Annotated in this window: 16 protein-coding genes; 11 read left to right on the top strand and 5 right to left on the bottom strand. The window is 38.7% G+C overall.

Going from position 1 to position 16,198, the window contains the following annotated elements:
* The first annotated feature begins 13 nt into the window (after nt 1–13).
* The 3 genes from C3Y93_RS05575 (at nt 14) to C3Y93_RS05570 (ending at nt 2,394) form a co-directional block, all read left to right on the top strand.
* Nucleotides 14–988, top strand: coding sequence for a patatin-like phospholipase family protein (locus C3Y93_RS05575; RefSeq protein WP_162164697.1), 975 nt, complete (start codon nt 14–16; stop codon nt 986–988).
* A gap of 355 nt (nt 989–1,343) precedes the next feature.
* On the top strand, nt 1,344–1,514 hold the full coding sequence (locus C3Y93_RS14355) for a hypothetical protein (protein ID WP_004977313.1): 171 nt from the start codon (nt 1,344–1,346) through the stop codon (nt 1,512–1,514).
* 358 nt (nt 1,515–1,872) lie between these two features.
* Nucleotides 1,873–2,394, top strand: coding sequence for an acyl-CoA thioesterase (locus C3Y93_RS05570; protein WP_004977311.1), 522 nt, complete (start codon nt 1,873–1,875; stop codon nt 2,392–2,394).
* Between the two features lie 184 nt (nt 2,395–2,578).
* Here the strand turns inward: C3Y93_RS05570 and C3Y93_RS05565 are convergent, their stop codons facing one another.
* Nucleotides 2,579–2,791, bottom strand: a complete 213-nt coding sequence (locus C3Y93_RS05565) for a hypothetical protein (RefSeq protein ID WP_004977309.1) — start codon at nt 2,789–2,791, stop codon at nt 2,579–2,581.
* Between the two features lie 521 nt (nt 2,792–3,312).
* Here C3Y93_RS05565 and C3Y93_RS05560 point away from each other — a divergent pair.
* From C3Y93_RS05560 to C3Y93_RS05545, 4 genes are all read left to right on the top strand, one after another.
* Nucleotides 3,313–4,335 (top strand): CobW family GTP-binding protein, encoded by a 1,023-nt coding sequence (locus C3Y93_RS05560; protein WP_104852326.1) that lies wholly within the window; start codon nt 3,313–3,315, stop codon nt 4,333–4,335.
* 92 nt (nt 4,336–4,427) lie between these two features.
* Nucleotides 4,428–4,958 (top strand): YaeQ family protein, encoded by a 531-nt coding sequence (locus tag C3Y93_RS05555; RefSeq protein ID WP_004977306.1) that lies wholly within the window; start codon nt 4,428–4,430, stop codon nt 4,956–4,958.
* Between the two features lie 58 nt (nt 4,959–5,016).
* A complete protein-coding gene (locus C3Y93_RS05550) occupies nt 5,017–5,358 on the top strand; it encodes an FKBP-type peptidyl-prolyl cis-trans isomerase (protein WP_004977304.1) in 342 nt (113 codons plus the stop codon).
* A 161-nt stretch (nt 5,359–5,519) separates the two neighbouring features.
* Nucleotides 5,520–7,361: a diguanylate cyclase domain-containing protein gene (locus C3Y93_RS05545; protein ID WP_416224611.1), complete on the top strand. Its 1,842-nt coding sequence runs from the start codon at nt 5,520–5,522 to the stop codon at nt 7,359–7,361.
* 24 nt (nt 7,362–7,385) lie between these two features.
* On the opposite strand, the gene C3Y93_RS05540 is transcribed toward C3Y93_RS05545, so the two are convergent.
* Entirely contained in the window at nt 7,386–7,706 is a 321-nt protein-coding gene (locus C3Y93_RS05540; RefSeq protein ID WP_004977299.1) for a thioredoxin family protein, read from the bottom strand.
* A 152-nt stretch (nt 7,707–7,858) separates the two neighbouring features.
* Between C3Y93_RS05540 and C3Y93_RS05535 the strand changes: the two genes are divergently transcribed.
* The 3 genes from C3Y93_RS05535 (at nt 7,859) to C3Y93_RS05525 (ending at nt 10,155) form a co-directional block, all read left to right on the top strand.
* Nucleotides 7,859–8,851 carry an NAD(P)H-quinone oxidoreductase gene (locus C3Y93_RS05535; RefSeq protein WP_104852325.1) on the top strand — a complete coding sequence of 331 codons (993 nt, stop codon included), beginning with the start codon at nt 7,859–7,861 and terminating at the stop codon, nt 8,849–8,851.
* A gap of 304 nt (nt 8,852–9,155) precedes the next feature.
* The gene (locus tag C3Y93_RS05530; RefSeq protein WP_096901477.1) at nt 9,156–9,335 is read left to right on the top strand and encodes a hypothetical protein; all 180 of its coding nucleotides are present in this window, start codon (nt 9,156–9,158) and stop codon (nt 9,333–9,335) included.
* A 313-nt stretch (nt 9,336–9,648) separates the two neighbouring features.
* The gene (locus C3Y93_RS05525) at nt 9,649–10,155 is read left to right on the top strand and encodes a hypothetical protein (RefSeq protein ID WP_004977287.1); all 507 of its coding nucleotides are present in this window, start codon (nt 9,649–9,651) and stop codon (nt 10,153–10,155) included.
* A gap of 135 nt (nt 10,156–10,290) precedes the next feature.
* Here C3Y93_RS05525 and C3Y93_RS05520 read toward each other — a convergent pair whose 3' ends face one another.
* Complete coding sequence (locus C3Y93_RS05520) at nt 10,291–11,619, bottom strand: hemolysin family protein (RefSeq protein WP_104852324.1); 1,329 nt, start codon at nt 11,617–11,619, stop codon at nt 10,291–10,293.
* 137 nt (nt 11,620–11,756) lie between these two features.
* On the bottom strand, nt 11,757–12,746 hold the full coding sequence (locus C3Y93_RS05515; RefSeq protein WP_004977282.1) for a LysR family transcriptional regulator: 990 nt from the start codon (nt 12,744–12,746) through the stop codon (nt 11,757–11,759).
* A 645-nt stretch (nt 12,747–13,391) separates the two neighbouring features.
* Here C3Y93_RS05515 and C3Y93_RS05510 point away from each other — a divergent pair.
* Nucleotides 13,392–14,993 carry an isocitrate lyase gene (locus C3Y93_RS05510; RefSeq protein ID WP_104852323.1) on the top strand — a complete coding sequence of 534 codons (1,602 nt, stop codon included), beginning with the start codon at nt 13,392–13,394 and terminating at the stop codon, nt 14,991–14,993.
* Between the two features lie 140 nt (nt 14,994–15,133).
* On the opposite strand, the gene C3Y93_RS05505 is transcribed toward C3Y93_RS05510, so the two are convergent.
* The gene (locus C3Y93_RS05505) at nt 15,134–15,964 is read right to left on the bottom strand and encodes a copper resistance protein NlpE N-terminal domain-containing protein (RefSeq protein ID WP_104852322.1); all 831 of its coding nucleotides are present in this window, start codon (nt 15,962–15,964) and stop codon (nt 15,134–15,136) included.
* Nucleotides 15,965–16,198: the final 234 nt, after the last annotated feature.

The following is a 16,198-nucleotide window of genomic DNA, read 5'->3' as shown; positions in this document are numbered from 1 at the left end:
TACAGCATTACTGATGGTGGGATGTCAGGTGGTGCCATCGCAGCAGCAATTTTCGACTCAAACTTTGCGTGAGTCGCAGCCCGTGGTTGAAGCAGAGTCGCGCCTGAATCAAATTGATTTTCGTCAGTTAAAACAACAAAAAAAACGTCCAGTTGTCGCCTTGGTTTTGGGCAGTGGTGGCGCACGTGGTTATGCACATATTGGGGTGATTGAAGTACTTGAGCAGTACGGTATTCATCCTGATTTTATTGTGGGCAGCAGCGCAGGCAGCATTGTCGGTTCAATTTATGCCAGTGGTAAAAATGCACAGCAATTACGTGAAATTGCCATGAATATGAAAGCCAATGATGTGCGGGATGTGACTTTAGATTTAAAAGGCTTTTTTGATGGTAAAAAAGTTGAAAATTATGTCAATGCACAAGTCGATCAACTCCGTTTGGAGCAATTTAAAATCCCGATGTACGTGGTGGCGACTGAATTAAAAGAAGGCAAAAAAGTTGTATTTAATTATGGCAATACGGGTCAAGCGGTGCGTGCGTCAGTGTCTATCCCAAGTATGTTTGTACCTACTAAAATTGCAGAACATGAATATGTCGATGGTGGTTTAGTGAGCCCTGTACCTGTCAAGGTTGCACGCGATTTAGGGGCAGATATTGTGATTGCCGTGAATATTTTGGCGCAGCCTATTCATACTGAAACCAGTAATGTGTGGGGATTGTTTAACCAAAATATTAATATTATGCAAAAGCATTTGGCCAATGAAGAATTGAAACTGGCAGATGTGGTCATTCAACCCGATTTACGTGAAAAAGCCCATATTTTTGATGTAAAAGGGCGCGAAGCGACTATGCTGGCAGGTGCAGAAGCAACCGCAGCGCAATTAAATAAAATTGATCAGGTCTATCAACAGCATCATTATGCGCATGGGCATAGAATTGTAGACTATAAAGTGAGTAATACTTTTGGGCTTTATGGACAGTTTAAATAGCTGTCCAGATCCTTCATTTAGGTCAATTCAATGAAATCAACAGATTTAACTTAAGTCTAATTAGGTGCTTGATAAAAATAACTTTAATGTTAGATTGCTTAGATTTATTCTTTGTAAGTATTTGATATTATAGTTTAAAAATAAAGATACCCTAAAGATATCTAAATACTGAGATGAGGTATTTAGACTTAAAATCAATTTTTTAGCGTGTTCTTTCGCACTGTTTCCATTTATTCTATGCAGCATTTACTGAATTAGTTTTTTAAGCAGTTTACCAATTGAACATGCTTCCAAGACGGCCTAACTTTTGTGCTTCAGGACTTTAAAACTTTATAAAAAATCGAGGGGATACTTCATGCACGGCTTTGAAATTGGACAGCAGGTGAAACTTGCTACTATGGAGCAAGTTATTTTTACAGTGACGATGATTAATCCAGATGGTTCTTATGTGATTGAAGCTGCACTGAGTACCGAACAAACTTTGACTTATAGCAATGTGTCGCAGGAAATGCTGCGCTTGGTTTAAATGTCGCAGCGAAGTTTGAAAATTTACGGGTAAATTGAACTTTTTTTCGTGTAAATTCGCCGAAATTTGCTTGAATAATCCATTGAATAAAAGATTTTAGATTGTTTTTTGAACACTTGAATCAGGGGGATTCACGTAATATTCAATTTGAACAAATATTCTAAAAAATTAGAAATGGATTAAAAAATAACAGCTTGGGAGTCTTAGTCTTTAGTCTTATAATTTTAAATAAATGTTATCATAAACAATATAAATAATAATGATGCAGTTGTTGCCGAAATGAACATTCAAACTTTTATAAACGCGATATAATAATAGGCTCATATCTTACTGTCTTTAAAAGAGTCTAGAGAACGCGATGTCACCATTAGATCAAATTGCCCCAGTGTTAGATGACCAGTCAGAATTAACCATGACCGTGTTAATGACACCCGACATGGCAAATTTCTCAGGGAATGTACATGGTGGAACAATTTTAAAACTATTAGACCAAGTGGCGTATGCATGTGCAAGCCGCTATTCGGGTAGTTATGTGGTGACCCTTTCGGTTGATAAAGTGAACTTTAAAGAGCCGATTCATGTGGGTGAATTGGTGACTTTCCTTGCTAGTGTGAACCATGTGGGTCGTACTTCAATGGAAATTGGTATTCGTGTAGAAGCACAAAATATTCAAAAGCGTACAGTGCGCCATACCAACAGCTGTTACTTCACTATGGTTGCAGTCGATGAAAATGGTAAACCAAAACAAATCCCTGCGTTGAAATTAGACAATGACTGGAAGCGTTGCCGTTTTGAAGCAGCAGAGCAACGTAAAGTTGCACGTTTGCAAGAAAATCATCATCCATCTTGCAGCATTTATAAGAAAACTGAACAAAACTAAGTTTTCATCAAATTTAGCTGAAAACCTGTTTGCAATTGTAGACAGGTTTTTTTGTGCCTATTTTTTAATTTTGTCCAAGGCAATATTGATTAGTTATGCAGATAAACAAAAACTGAGTAAACCGAGAGAGTGGCGGAAAACTCAGTTTTTGTATTCGATTTACATTTTTAAATGTATCTAAGTTTTAAGGCTGTTGCGTCGATGCAGCAGGGGTTTCAGTGCTTGCTTCAGATGCAGGTTGTGCAGCAGCTTGTTCTGAAGCTGGTTCAGCCACAGTTTCCTGCGTTGAAACAACCACTTTTTCCTGTTCTGTTGCTGTCGATTCAGCCTTTGCAGCAAAAGTAGTTGCAGTGGCAAAAGCAAAAGTTGAAGCGAGTAAAATTTGTGTCAATTTCATGGTTTGGCATCCTTATTTAAAGTTTTTCATGAGTAGTAGGGAGTGCTCAGCACAAGCATTAAGTAAAAAAACTTATTGCGGCTAAAGTGTTCAAGTCAGTCATCACCTGATTTGAACGGGCTGAACAGGAACTCATGCTAAAGAGCCAAAGCTATGGGATCAATGCTTGCAACAAAGCAAAACAATGACGGTTACTTGAACCGCACAATGATGATGAATAGGTCGTAGTTTGGTAATTTTTGTTTTAAATATGCAGTCAAATCCAATCAAAATGGCTGTGTTTTCCGCAATAAAATTGCGTGGTTGGCAATAAAACATAACATCAAGCGGCTAAAACTCGTGTATTTCCCCAAATAAGTTGCAGATCATCACGTAATAAATGTAAGCGAATTTTTCAAATCATGATGGTGATAGATGTGCTGAAATGAATAAATTTCAGTGTGTTTAGATTCAGATTGAACTAATCGCTAAACTTGCTTAGCATGCTTGAGTTGTTTGAAATTCAATAAAGTGAGCTTATTTTGAAATTAATTGCACCACAAAAAGCAGTCCCGACGCATATTATTTCTGGTTTTCTCGGTGCAGGAAAAACCACCTTATTGAAACAGTTACTCAGCCAAAAAACAGAACATGAAGTTTGGGCGGTGCTGATGAATGAATTTGGACAAATCGGGGTCGATCAACAACTCTTACCTCAGCAACAGGGTTATCAAGTCAAAGAATTATTGGGCGGTTGCTTATGTTGTAGCAGCCAATTGCCTATGCAAATTGCTTTGTCGCGTTTATTGTCCGAAGCGAAGCCTGACCGTTTATTCATCGAGCCGACAGGTTTGGGGCATCCTGCGCAACTCTTGGAACAACTGACCGAACCACATTGGCATACGCATTTATCGATGCGCGCCTTGGTGACGGTAGTAGATGGTTCGCGTTTGCATGATCAGGCGTGGACGCAGCAAAACCTGTATGCCGATCAGCTCAAAGCTGCACAAATTATTGTGGTGTCACATGCAGACCAAATGCAGGCGGCAGATGAGCAAGCCCTCATACAACTACAACAGGAATATCAAGCCTACGCGCAAAAATGGTTGAAAGCAGAACAGGGTCATCTGGCTTTGACCGAAATGGATATACCGTATGTCGGTACACAGCGTAAAATTCAGCCGTTGCTAAAATTGCAACAGAAGGTCAGCTCTACAAATCTGCAAGAGTCTGCAGAAATCAAACAATTGCCATATCACTATTTCGAAACTGCACAAGGATATGCAGTCGCAGGTTGGAAATTGCCTAAACGTTGGCAATTCGACTTTTATCCCTTATTAGATTTACTCTGTGAACAGCAAGATTGGCTGCGTATTAAAGGAATTTTTTATACCAATCAGGGTTGGAAAAGTTTCAACTTCAATCCGCAGCAATTTAATTATCAATCTACCGATGAAGGCATAGACAATCGGTTGGAAATTATTTATCAAAGCGAGCGTGATTGGGAAAAATTTGAGGCTGAACTATTGGCGTATCGGGTCGATGCTGCTGCGGTTCTAGACTGAAATCTATACGTTATCGGGCAAACGATACAGCAAAATCACAGAAAATCCATTATGCTTAGTGGCAAATTTAAACATAGTTTTAGGAATAGACAATGGCGCTGAAAGCGACAATTTATAAGGCAGATTTGAACATTGCCAATATGGATGTGCATCAATACGGTGACTATCAGCTCACCATGGCATTGCATCCTTCTGAAACTATTGAGCGATTGATGGTGCGTATTTTGGCATTCGCACGTTATGCAGATGAAGCTTTGGAATTTACCAAAGATTTATTTGAAACCGATGAGCCTGCTTTGTGGGAAAAAGACTTAACAGGGCAGTTAATTAAGTGGATTGAAGTCGGTTGCCCAGATGAAGACAAAGTCAAAAAAGCCAGTTCGCGTTGTAAGCAAGTTGCGATTATTGCTTATGGTTCATCGGTAGATGAATGGTACAAACGTAACAGTAAAATCAAAACTTTAAATAATGTTGAAGTGTGGCAACTATCGCCAGCGAGTACCGAAGCCGTTCAAGCTTTATGCGAACGTACCATGCAATTGCAGTTGAATGTAATGGATGGCGAATGGACATTGATTGGCGATCAGGCACAGGCTCAGATTGAGTGGACACAGTTGCAATAACACTTGCACGAGCTGGAAATTATCTTAAACATCGAAGTGTAAATATTTGGAGATGAACATGAGTGCAGAATTAGAAATTATTGATTTGGTGGTGGGTGAGGGGAAAGAAGCGGTTAAAGGCGCTTTAATTACTACGCATTACACAGGCTGGTTGGAAGATGGCACCAAGTTTGATTCATCCTTAGACCGTGGTAACTATTTTGAAACCGTGATTGGTACAGGTCGTGTCATTAAAGGCTGGGATCAAGGCATCATGGGGATGAAAGTGGGTGGTAAACGCAAACTGATCGTACCTGCGCATTTGGCTTATGGTGAGCGCAAAATGGGCAATATCATTCCTGCTAATTCTAATTTGATTTTTGAAATTGAATTGTATGATGTGAAAACACGCGATCAATAAACACCTTTCAACTTAGCCAAACCGCTAGAATTTAAGTCATTCATCCGATGCCAGTAAGGTCTAGCATAAATGACTTAATTTTTTACTTCAAATTTAGTGCAAGAACGATTAGATTAAAAAACAAGCACAATAGGACTTTTGCATTTTTGAATTTCACTCGGATGTGGCACAAGTGTGCATTACTCTTCTTAATTTTACTGTGCAGTGTACTCACACCACCGCGTGTGTTGGCGCAGTATGAGTCTGCACCTGAATCTTACTATCTACATCAACAACTGCTCAATTCTGTTCAATTTACTGAAGATCAATCGAGTATTTTGACTGGGCGATGGTTGTTTTATCCACAACAATTGATTCAAGAACCCAGTGCGGTACTGGCATCGAATACCGTTGAATTGCCTGCTTCATTTGAAGATTTAATGGGCAATGCCAATACTTACGGCACTTTTATTGGGCACTTTCAAATTCCAAAAGAATTTCTAGGCAGACGTATTGCGATTTGGATTCCCAACCAATATGGCGCCTATCGGGTATTTTTAAATGGCGATCCACTGGTGCGTGTTGGCACAGTCGGTGCAGATGCGAGTAGTCACCAAACCGAAAATGCCCCACGAATTGCATATTTTGTTCCTGAAAGTGAATATTTTACCCTGACCATTCAAGCGTCTAGCTTTCAGAGCTTGCAAGGTGGTTTAAAAAATCCAATGAAAATTGGTTTAAGTCGCACCATCAATCAACAGTATCAGCGTTTGATGATGAGTATTGCCATGATTTGTGGGGCAGTACTTGGTATTGGTTTGTTTACCTTGATGTTTTCGGCATTTAGTCTTGCAAATGGTGGAAAGACCAAGCGTATTTTTATTTTCGGCATTTTTATTGTTTTTCTGGCATTACACAATTTATTTTCTGCACCCTATGCCTATACCACTTTCCTGAATTTAAGTTGGTCTTGGGGAATAAGACTCGAATATTTATTTAGTTTTTTAGCGATTTTATTTTTCCTGAGTTATATGTTTTTGCTCAGTTCGCGCTATTTGCATCGTTGGGTATATAGCGTGGCAATGCTGTTATTGAGCTTTAATATTGGGGTGACGCTGTGGGCAGAACCCACTATTTTTCAGCAGTTGGCATTTTATAGTTCTTTTTTCTTTGTGCTGATTTTGGCAAATTTTGCTTATGGATTTTATCAAACCCTGCATTCAGGAGAGCATTATTCTAGAATCAATTTTTGGGCAGTAATTATTCTATGTGGCACATTTATTCATGATTTTTTATTAATGCTGAATTTGGTCAATTCCATTCATTTATCTTTTATTTCGACCAGTGTTTATGCATTGCTTATCATGTTTCAGCAGGCACGAAATTATGCCTACCATAACTTGCGCATTGAACGCTTGAACCAAAAACTGATTCATTTAAACAGCTCGTTAGATTTAAAAGTGCAGGAACGCACTGAACAACTCAGTCTTTTGAATGAAAAACTGGAAATACAGATTAAAACCGATGCATTAACAGGGGCATATAATCGCCGTGCATTAAATGAAGAAATTCAGCGTTTGTATTTTGAAACCTTGCAAAATAAGCGACATATTTTGGTCTTTGCGATGCTCGATGTCGATTATTTTAAAAAATACAATGATCATTATGGGCACTTAAAAGGCGATCAAATTCTGCAAAACCTAGTTAAAGTTTTACAAGATACTTTGCCTAAAAATGCGTTTGTGGCACGTTATGGGGGTGAAGAATTTGCCATTTTACTGCACGATATTCCGCAACCTGCGATTGCACCACTCATGCAAAAGGTCTTGCAGGCTGTGCGTGATGCAGCTTTTGAGCATGTAGCACGAGAAGACCATAAACAATATGTGACTTTAAGTATCGGTGTAGCGTGGATGACTCGCGCACAAGCGTATACGCACGTGGATGATTTTATGAAAGCTGCAGATGCGCATTTGTATCAAGCCAAACATGCAGGACGCGATCAGGTAGTAATTCAAACTTAATATGTTGACGCTACTCTACATGGCTTAAAGATAGCTCTGAATTTTTTGTTGAAGTTGTACGACAGAAACATTGCCCGACAGTCGTTCAACAATTTGCCCATCTTTAAAAATCAGAGTGGTCGGTAAACCAAAGACTTGATAACGCAAAGTTAAAATTGGAGATTGATCGACATTCACTTTGCCAAACTTTACCGAAGCATCAAAAAGTTGGGCAAGCTGCTCAAAAAATGGTGCATTTTGAACACAAGGCGTACACCACGTCGCATAAAAACGAATCACCGCAACGCCTGTTTCATATTCAAACTCACGGTAATTATTTTCGTTGTATTCCACAATTTCTGACATCACATACTCTTTAATCATAAATAAAAATTTAATCACGCATGAAACACCACGGCATGAGAATTATACCTAAGTTAATCTGGGTTTTAATGCTTTGCTGTTTTATGTTCAAATAGTCAGAATTCATATCAGCATCAAACAATCAGGGATTTGCCATGACACAAAACACAATGCAGCAGATTATTATTACAGAACCAGGTGGCCCAGAAAAATTAGCCTATGAAACGGTTGCAATACCTGAGCCACAAGCCAATGAGGTTTTGGTCAAAGTACATGCTTTTGGTTTGAATCGTCCTGATATTTTACAGCGTCAGGGTCTGTATCCTATGCCTAAAGGCGTGACGCCAGTGCCAGGTTTAGAAGTAGCAGGTGAAGTAGTTGCTGTGGGTGCAGATGTTAGCCAATTTAAAGTTGGTGATGCAGTGTGTGGCTTAACCAATGGTGGTGGTTATGCAGAATATTGTGTTGTACCAGAAAGCCAGACTTTGACAATTCCAACAGGTGTCAGTTTTGTACAAGCCGCTGCGATACCTGAAACATTTTTTACTGTGTGGGCCAATGTATTCCAAATGGGTAAAGCCAAAGCAGGTGAAACGGCGCTGATTCATGGTGGAACCAGTGGTATTGGTACAACTGCTTTAATGCTGTGCAATGCCTTAGGTTTAAAAACCTTTGCAACCGTAGGTTCAGATGAAAAAGTACAAGCAATTTCACATCTCACCACAGCAATTAATTACAAGACACAAGATTTTGAACAAGTGATTAACGAAGCGACAGACAATGCTGGGGTCGATGTCATTTTAGATATTGTTGGTGCGCCGTATTTGGAACGTAATTTAAACTTATTACGTCGTGATGGTCGCTTGGTGTATATCGCATTCTTAGGTGGTGCAAAAGCCAAAGAAGTGAAACTTGGTCAAATTATGATGAAGCGTCTTACCATTACTGGTTCGACTATGCGCGCCCGCAATACTGCAGAAAAAGCTGAAATTACCAAAGGCTTGCAAGAGATTGTTTGGCCATTGTTAGCAAAAGGCGAATGTCTGCCAATGATTTATAAAACTTTCCAGTTTGATCAAATTCAACAAGCACATGCCGAAATGGATACAGGTGAGCATGTGGGCAAAGTAGTGGTGGAAGTGATTTAAAGACTCAAAATTTAAAATCAGCCCGCATAAAAAACTGACCGAGTGTCAGTTTTTTTATGCATATTTTTATAGAAGATTTTAACAAAGATTTTTTGAATCTTTTTTAGCAATTATTTTAATCATAATTACATAAATATTCCTTTAAACTACAATTTAACACAATAAAATTTTTCCAAATAGTCAGATATTAAGGAGGTGTAGGACACACCCTGTCAATAATAGAGCTTATCTTTATATTCATTGAATTCATTCTCAAGATAACAAAACGGTTCATGTAAAATAATTTGATAGAGAGAGCAGGCTTATGAAAATTTTATCTGCATATACGCCAAAACACAGTCTACGTGCATTAAAACGGTTACACAAAAATATTGTTCGTCAGCAAATCAATGTTCGGAACTTAAATAAAATGTATCATGCGATGCTACATTTAGAACGCTATATTGACCGCCTCGATCATGATAAACGCGAAAACTTGTATTAAGTGTAAAGAGCAACCTGTTAATTATTTTTTACTAAAAAGTACAAGTGAGTTGAAAAGTTAAACCTGTTATTTATTGGATTATTCATTTGAAATAACGGGTTTTAAATAGACGGTAAAATTCAGGAGAAAAACTAAGGGAACAATAAGAAATTTAAAATAAACAAGGATGATCAAAGCTGAAAGATCAATTTTAAACTGCTGCACTGTAATAGGTGCAGCACTGCCTTGTGTGAACAATTGCTTCGGAATGTGTCGAGCTTTTAGCTAAATTGTGCGAAAATAGTGTTTTGCTATTTTTGTCCAAGGGCAGTACATGATTGACCAATCTCCTGAATCATTAAGTGATATCGAAATACTCGACATTTTGCAGTCTATGAAAAGTGATGAGCTAGACACAGAGGCAAAAGAAATTATCCGTAATGGTGGGAAAGCAGGTCGTCAGGAAGCGCATAAAGCAGCGTTGGTGGCACTTAATCAGTCATTCGAAAGCAAATTTGTAGAAGCAGTAAGTTTGGCTTTGCAGTTAAACGAAGCGCAAATGAAAAAAATCCGTTATAAAAAAGACCGTGTACGTATTTTAAAAGCACGTGGCATTGATTATTTAGCCATTGATGGCACAGAAACTGCACAAGTATTGGCTCAGGTTGCACAAGCGATTGTGCGTGAAGATGCTGTGGTGACGCATGATTTGCACAACATTTTTCCTTTCTGGAAAGAGGGCTGGCCGATGGTGCAATTCGACAATGTCTATAAAATTCTAGCTGAAGATATTGCGATTCACTATCAAGCGGTATTGGATGAATTGATCAGCAAATATTAAATAGATATTCAGCTGAATTTCAGATGTATCTGTTCAGGTTTGAAAAAAGCACTACTTCATTTTGATGTGGTGCTTTTTTATGAATGCTAGAAAATCTGGATGCAGATCAAGCCCACACGAATACAGTGAATTTCACTATCCATCTGCTTCAGTGTTGTTTTGTATTTCCTGTGTTTCTACAATTCGTGTTACTAAAAGTTGGTCAATTTTAAAATGATCGACGTCGACCACTTCAAATTTATAACCATCAAAAAGTACAGAGTCGGCAGGACGCGGGATTTTACGTAACTTATACATCATAAAACCTGCAATGGTTTCATAATTTTCATCATCTGGCATTTCATCAATTTGCAGCGCGTGTTTAATGTCTTCAATTGGTGTACTGCCATCAATCAGCCAAGAATTGTTATCACGTTTAATGATTTGCTGATCTTCTTCAATAGGTGTTACCCAATCGCCCATCACAGTAATCATAATATCAGACAGGGTAATTACGCCCACAACCAACGCATATTCATTAATGACTACGGCAAATTTTTCTTTGGTAGAGCGGAAACGGTCTAAGACTTCAGACAGCGTGAGTGTATCTGGAATGGTTAATACATTACGGATGGTGCTTTCATTTAGTTGTAGTAAAGATTGATTATTGAGGATTCTGACCAAAATATCTTTGGCATCAACATAGCCAATAACATCATCAATATTTTCGCTACAGACCAAAAATTTGGAATAAGGATATTCTGCAAGTTTTTGACGAATACTGGCTTCAGATTCCTTTAGGGTAAAAAACACCACATTTTCACGTGTAGTCATACTCGAAGGCACGTTACGTTCTTCAAGTTCAAACACGTTTTCAATAAAGTGATGTTCCTGCTTTTGTAAAACACCTGCTTGAGCGCCTGCATCCATGACTGCAGAAATATCATCAAATGTAATATTGTCTTCGCGCGTGGTGTTTACTTTAAATAAACGGAACAGCACGTTGGCAATCGCATTAATCATCCATGCCAAAGGCTTGCATATCCGAATAAAAATTTGAATCGGATTAATCACCGATACCGCAATTTTTTCAGGGGCGATCATTGCCAAACGCTTAGGCATTAGGTCGGCAAATAAAATAAACAGCGAAGTCACTAAGGTAAATGACAAGGCAAAACTAAGCGTTTCAGCCCATGGTCCTTGATAGAAGCGCACAACTAAGTTGTAAAAATAAGGACGGAATGCGCCTTCACCTAAAATACCACCTAAAATGGCAACTGCGTTTAAGCCAATTTGTGAGGCAGCAAAAAAATCAGCTGAGTTTTCTTGTAGGTCTAAAACTTTTTGGGCACGTTCATCGCCTGATTCGGCTAGAATTTTCAGTTTAACTTTACGTGCACCAGCCAACGCAATTTCAGTCAGCGATAAAAAACCAGCTCCGACAATGAGGATGAGGATAATAACAATATTCTGGAAGAGGCTCACGAATCCACCTGTGGATTATATTATTTTAAAAATAACAATTTGAATCTTTATTAAATCATGATTAAACAATGAGGAATATCGAAATATTCCTCATCTGAGTATAAGCGTTTGTGCCAATAAGTTCAGTGAATTTTTAATTAATAGGCTGAAAATTGAGAGTTATTCAGTAAAAACTCACGGTTTTCTTCTTCAATCATTTGGCGCGCTACATATAAAATCAATTGGCGTAACCAACGGTGTGCAGGGTGATGATGTAACAACGGACACCATGCCATCTTTAATTCAAATTCTGGAATATAAAATGGTGGGTCTTTAATCAGTAAACTTTGGCTTTTGGCTTGTAAGCGCGCAATACGTGTAGGTAAGGTTGCGACTAAATCTACATTAGACGCGAGTAGTGCAGGCATTTGATAATGACGGGTAAACACCGAAATTTTACGTTTTTGTCCAATACGCTCTAAAGCTTGATCAATCCAACCCAGTCCCGCTTGTTTCTCTGGATTCACACCAAAACCAACGCCCATACCTGTTTTAGAAACCCAAATATGTTGTGCATCTAAGTAGCTTTTTAAATTCAGGTTATTGGCAGCAGGGTGTTTGTGATTGAGCAGGCAAGAAAAACTATCACGCCAAACTAAAACCTGATGGAAACTTTGTGGAATTTCATTAAAACGGTTAATCGCCAAATCGACTTTACCTTGTTCCATGTCGCGATAAGACACATCACTCGGGGTTAAAAAGTCTAATACCACATTAGGTGCTTCAGAGCGTAAAGCTTTAACCAAGCGTGGGACTAATGTGGCTTCTGCGTAATCGGAGGTCATAATCCGAAATACACGATTTGAAGTATAAGGGCGGAACTCAGTACGCGGCTCCAAAATCATAGAAAGGTCAGATAAGGCATCGCGGATACGCGGTTGTAATTCTAAGGCACGTTCAGTTGGCGTCATGCCTTCAGAAGAACGAATCAGCAGGGGATCATTAAATAAATTGCGCAAACGACGTAAAATGTTACTCATCGCAGGTTGGGTAACGCCCAATTGTTCTGCAGCACGGGTTACATTTTTTTCACGAAGTAAGACGTCAAGATAAATTAATAGATTAAGATCAACCCGCTCCAGATTCATAAAATAAATACCGAAAATAAAATCACTAAATTATTGGAATTATGCCATAAGCCGTAAGGCTTGTGTATAAATTATGATGAAAAAATCGACGAGGTAAATAGCAAAAAATCTGAATAAAAACAGCCAGCCCCATCATTATTTCCTAAAGAAATGTAAGTTGCCTAGCACTGCATCTATACTTTTTAATATTAAATGCAAAAACACTTAAAAGCATTGGCAGAACTGATAGCAGATTCTATTTTGTATGAAACTTATGCACTTACATTGTGCTGAAAAGCAGCAAAATTTTGCTAAAAAATGGCAGAAATCGCCAATGCAAGCATTTTTTATGAAATGCAAGACTTAAGTCTAATGCAGAAAATATCGGCACAGAGATGAATTTGTAAGCAAAGATATTTGATTGATTTTCTAAATAAGGTTTTTAAAATCAATATTTTGTGTTTTTATTGTTTTTGTGAATTAAGACTTTGATCTATACATTTTTTTAAAAAATACCGAGAATTACACGAGAATATTGGATTAATTCATTCAGTCACTCTACTCTGTATTCATCGTAACGAAGTGCTCTAAATCTGAGCAATCAAGCATAAGCGCGATTTAGCCTTCGATTGATAAATCCTAAATAATATTACAGGGTACAATATCATGACTACATACCAAACAGCGATTGATGCAATCCGCGAATTAAAAGCAAAATTCGGCAACACTTGGGCAGACATCAGTCCTGAAGATGCTGCGCGTATGCAAATGCAAAACCGTTTCAAAACTGGTTTAGATATTGCTAAATATACAGCTGCGATTATGCGTCGTGATATGGCTGCTTATGATGCTGATTCAAGCAAATACACTCAATCTTTAGGTTGCTGGCACGGTTTTGTTGCGCAACAAAAAATGATTGCGAACAAAAAATACTTCGGTACTACTGAACGCCGTTATATCTACCTTTCTGGTTGGATGGTTGCTGCACTTCGTTCAGAATTTGGTCCACTTCCTGACCAATCTATGCACGAAAAAACTTCTGTTCCTGCATTGATCGAAGAAATCTACACATTCTTACGTCAAGCTGACGCGAAAGAATTAAACGATTTGTTCCGCGCACTTAAAAAAGCACAAGACGCTGGTGATACTGCTAAAGCTGCTGAAATCACTGCTCAAATCGACAACTTTGAAACTCACGTTGTGCCAATCATTGCGGACATCGACGCTGGTTTCGGTAACGAAGAAGCAACTTACTTATTAGCTAAGAAAATGATCGAAGCGGGTGCATGTGCACTTCAAATCGAAAACCAAGTTTCTGACGCGAAACAATGTGGTCACCAAGCTGGTAAAGTAACTGTTCCACACGAAGACTTCATCGCTAAAATCCACGCGTTACGTTATGCGTTCTTAGAAATGGGTCTTGACGACGGTATCATCGTTGCACGTACTGACTCTGAAGGTGCTGACTTAACTCAAAAAATCCCAGTAGTTAAAGAGCCAGGCGACATCGCTTCTCAATACATCAGCTACTTAGACACTCAAGAAATTGACATCTCTGAAGCGAAAGAAGACGAAATCCTAATCAAGCGTGATGGTAAATTACATCGTCCTAAGCGTTTAGCTTCTGGTTTGTACCAGTTCCGTGAAGGCACTCAAATTGACCGCGTGGTACTTGACTGTGTAACTAGCTTACAAAACGGTGCTGACCTTCTTTGGATCGAAACTGCGACTCCAAACGTAGCTGAAATCGCTCACATGGTTAACCGTGTTAAAGAAGTTGTTCCAAATGCGAAACTTGTTTATAACAACTCTCCATCGTTCAACTGGACTTTAAACTTCCGTCAACAAGCTTACGACCGTTGGGTTGCTGAAGGTAAAGACGTTTCTGCATACGACCGTGCTAAGTTAATGAGCGCTGAGTACGACAACACTGAATTAGCTGCTGAAGCTGACGAAAAAGTACGTACGTTCCAAGCAGACGCTTCTCGTGAAGCAGGTGTGTTCCACCACTTGATCACACTTCCGACTTACCACACTGCTGCGCTTTCTACTCATGAGCTTGCAGAAGGTTACTTCGGTTCTGAAGGTATGTTGGCTTATGTTGCTGGTGTACAACGTAAAGAAATCCGTGGTGGTATCGCTTGCGTTAAACACCAAGCAATGGCTGGTTCTGACATCGGTGACGATCACAAAGAAATTTTCTCTGGTGACAACGCGCTTAAAGCAGCGGACGAAGCTAAAAACACAATGAACCAATTCAACGCGTAATCGCTTGATGGTTTAAAAGAAAACCCTGCATCTGCAGGGTTTTTTTATGGCGATAAAAATAATCAAAGAATGCTGAAACACTTTTAAGAAACATCTTTAAAGAGATGTTTCTTTATTTATGAACAGTCAGCAGTTTGAACTTATTTAATTTTGATCACATCTGCCTGTACAGAAGTAGGGTAATGGAAAGACACCTTAATCCATTGTTTTTGTTGTGCGGGAATAGGCTCTAAAAACTGTGGATCGACTACTGCTGCATATTCTTGATATTGCTGATCGACCAAAACTAAGTCATTGGCATGTAATTGCAATGCTTGATTAGATTGATTGTGAATTGCTAGAAAATAATCGTGTGCCATCACAGGGTCGTTTAACTCTTTGACCTCAACATTTTGTACGTGTTCGGCCTGAATATCGACATGCTTCAGCGCATTACTGACTTTTATACTTTCTACAGGATGTAGGAAAACCTGGGTTTCAATTTTCGGCTGATTTTTTATATTTCTTTGTTTGTATAAATTGAATTTAAGCCCGTGAGTTGTAAGCTGAATGCGCGCGTAAGCTTCTACATTTTCTGTGTGGAGCAACCATTCATCAATAGTAGTTTGAGATGGATGTTGATTCTGTTTTTCTCGCTGTTTGTTGTCTTGAGCAGCTTGAATCGTTCCTGTCACTTGGTTTTCGCTTTGGCGCTGTTTCGAGCGTTTAATGTCGCTAAGTTGAAAGGTTTGATCATCATTCAGGCGTAAGTGAATCACATGTTGTTCACAGTGGTCACAAGGTAATAAGGCTATAAAGTTACCTGTAGCTTGTCTTGACCAAGAAGTTGCTGATTTTTGAGATTCAGTTTTGTGCGCGACTGGTGGTTCAGAAGCCAAATTAGCTTGATATTCCTTACTTTGCTCGGTTGACCCGCAAGCTACTAAAAATAAGCTAAGTGTACTGAGTGCAATCGGATAACGATTCAGCATAAATGTTCTAAACTTCAAACTTGTCTTGCTGCCACCTTAAACTTTCACCTTGTATCTGAAAAGCCAATTTGCCTTATTTTTAATGAAGATTTGTAGCAAATCATAACAAGCCCGATGTTTTAAAGTTTTAAGTTTCACTTCAAGGATTACATCGGATTAGACCGTAAAAAACTCAGCAAACTGTGCGTAAATTTATATATTTACCATTTTAAACTTGCTTGAATCTAGCAATGA

The sequence above is a fragment of the Acinetobacter sp. SWBY1 genome, assembly GCF_002946595.1.
GTDB classification, from domain to species: domain Bacteria; phylum Pseudomonadota; class Gammaproteobacteria; order Pseudomonadales; family Moraxellaceae; genus Acinetobacter; species Acinetobacter towneri.
The sequence above is the reverse complement of the archived record's forward strand: the minus strand, read 5'-3'. Positions and strand labels throughout refer to the sequence as shown.

Excerpts from the sequence above, each read along its gene's own strand:
- C3Y93_RS05550 (WP_004977304.1), top strand. The coding sequence starts at position 5,017 with ATGAGTGCAGAATTAGAAATTATTGATTTGGTGGTGGGTGAGGGGAAA.
- C3Y93_RS05540 (WP_004977299.1), bottom strand. The coding sequence starts at position 7,706 with ATGTCAGAAATTGTGGAATACAACGAAAATAATTACCGTGAGTTTGAA.
- C3Y93_RS05575 (WP_162164697.1), top strand. The coding sequence starts at position 14 with ATGGTGGGATGTCAGGTGGTGCCATCGCAGCAGCAATTTTCGACTCAA.
- C3Y93_RS05565 (WP_004977309.1), bottom strand. The coding sequence starts at position 2,791 with ATGAAATTGACACAAATTTTACTCGCTTCAACTTTTGCTTTTGCCACT.
- C3Y93_RS05555 (WP_004977306.1), top strand. The coding sequence starts at position 4,428 with ATGGCGCTGAAAGCGACAATTTATAAGGCAGATTTGAACATTGCCAAT.
- C3Y93_RS05515 (WP_004977282.1), bottom strand. The coding sequence starts at position 12,746 with ATGAATCTGGAGCGGGTTGATCTTAATCTATTAATTTATCTTGACGTC.
- C3Y93_RS05535 (WP_104852325.1), top strand. The coding sequence starts at position 7,859 with ATGACACAAAACACAATGCAGCAGATTATTATTACAGAACCAGGTGGC.
- C3Y93_RS14355 (WP_004977313.1), top strand. The coding sequence starts at position 1,344 with ATGCACGGCTTTGAAATTGGACAGCAGGTGAAACTTGCTACTATGGAG.
- C3Y93_RS05570 (WP_004977311.1), top strand. The coding sequence starts at position 1,873 with ATGTCACCATTAGATCAAATTGCCCCAGTGTTAGATGACCAGTCAGAA.
- C3Y93_RS05525 (WP_004977287.1), top strand. The coding sequence starts at position 9,649 with ATGATTGACCAATCTCCTGAATCATTAAGTGATATCGAAATACTCGAC.
- C3Y93_RS05505 (WP_104852322.1), bottom strand. The coding sequence starts at position 15,964 with ATGCTGAATCGTTATCCGATTGCACTCAGTACACTTAGCTTATTTTTA.
- C3Y93_RS05545 (WP_416224611.1), top strand. The coding sequence starts at position 5,520 with ATGTGGCACAAGTGTGCATTACTCTTCTTAATTTTACTGTGCAGTGTA.
- C3Y93_RS05530 (WP_096901477.1), top strand. The coding sequence starts at position 9,156 with ATGAAAATTTTATCTGCATATACGCCAAAACACAGTCTACGTGCATTA.
- C3Y93_RS05510 (WP_104852323.1), top strand. The coding sequence starts at position 13,392 with ATGACTACATACCAAACAGCGATTGATGCAATCCGCGAATTAAAAGCA.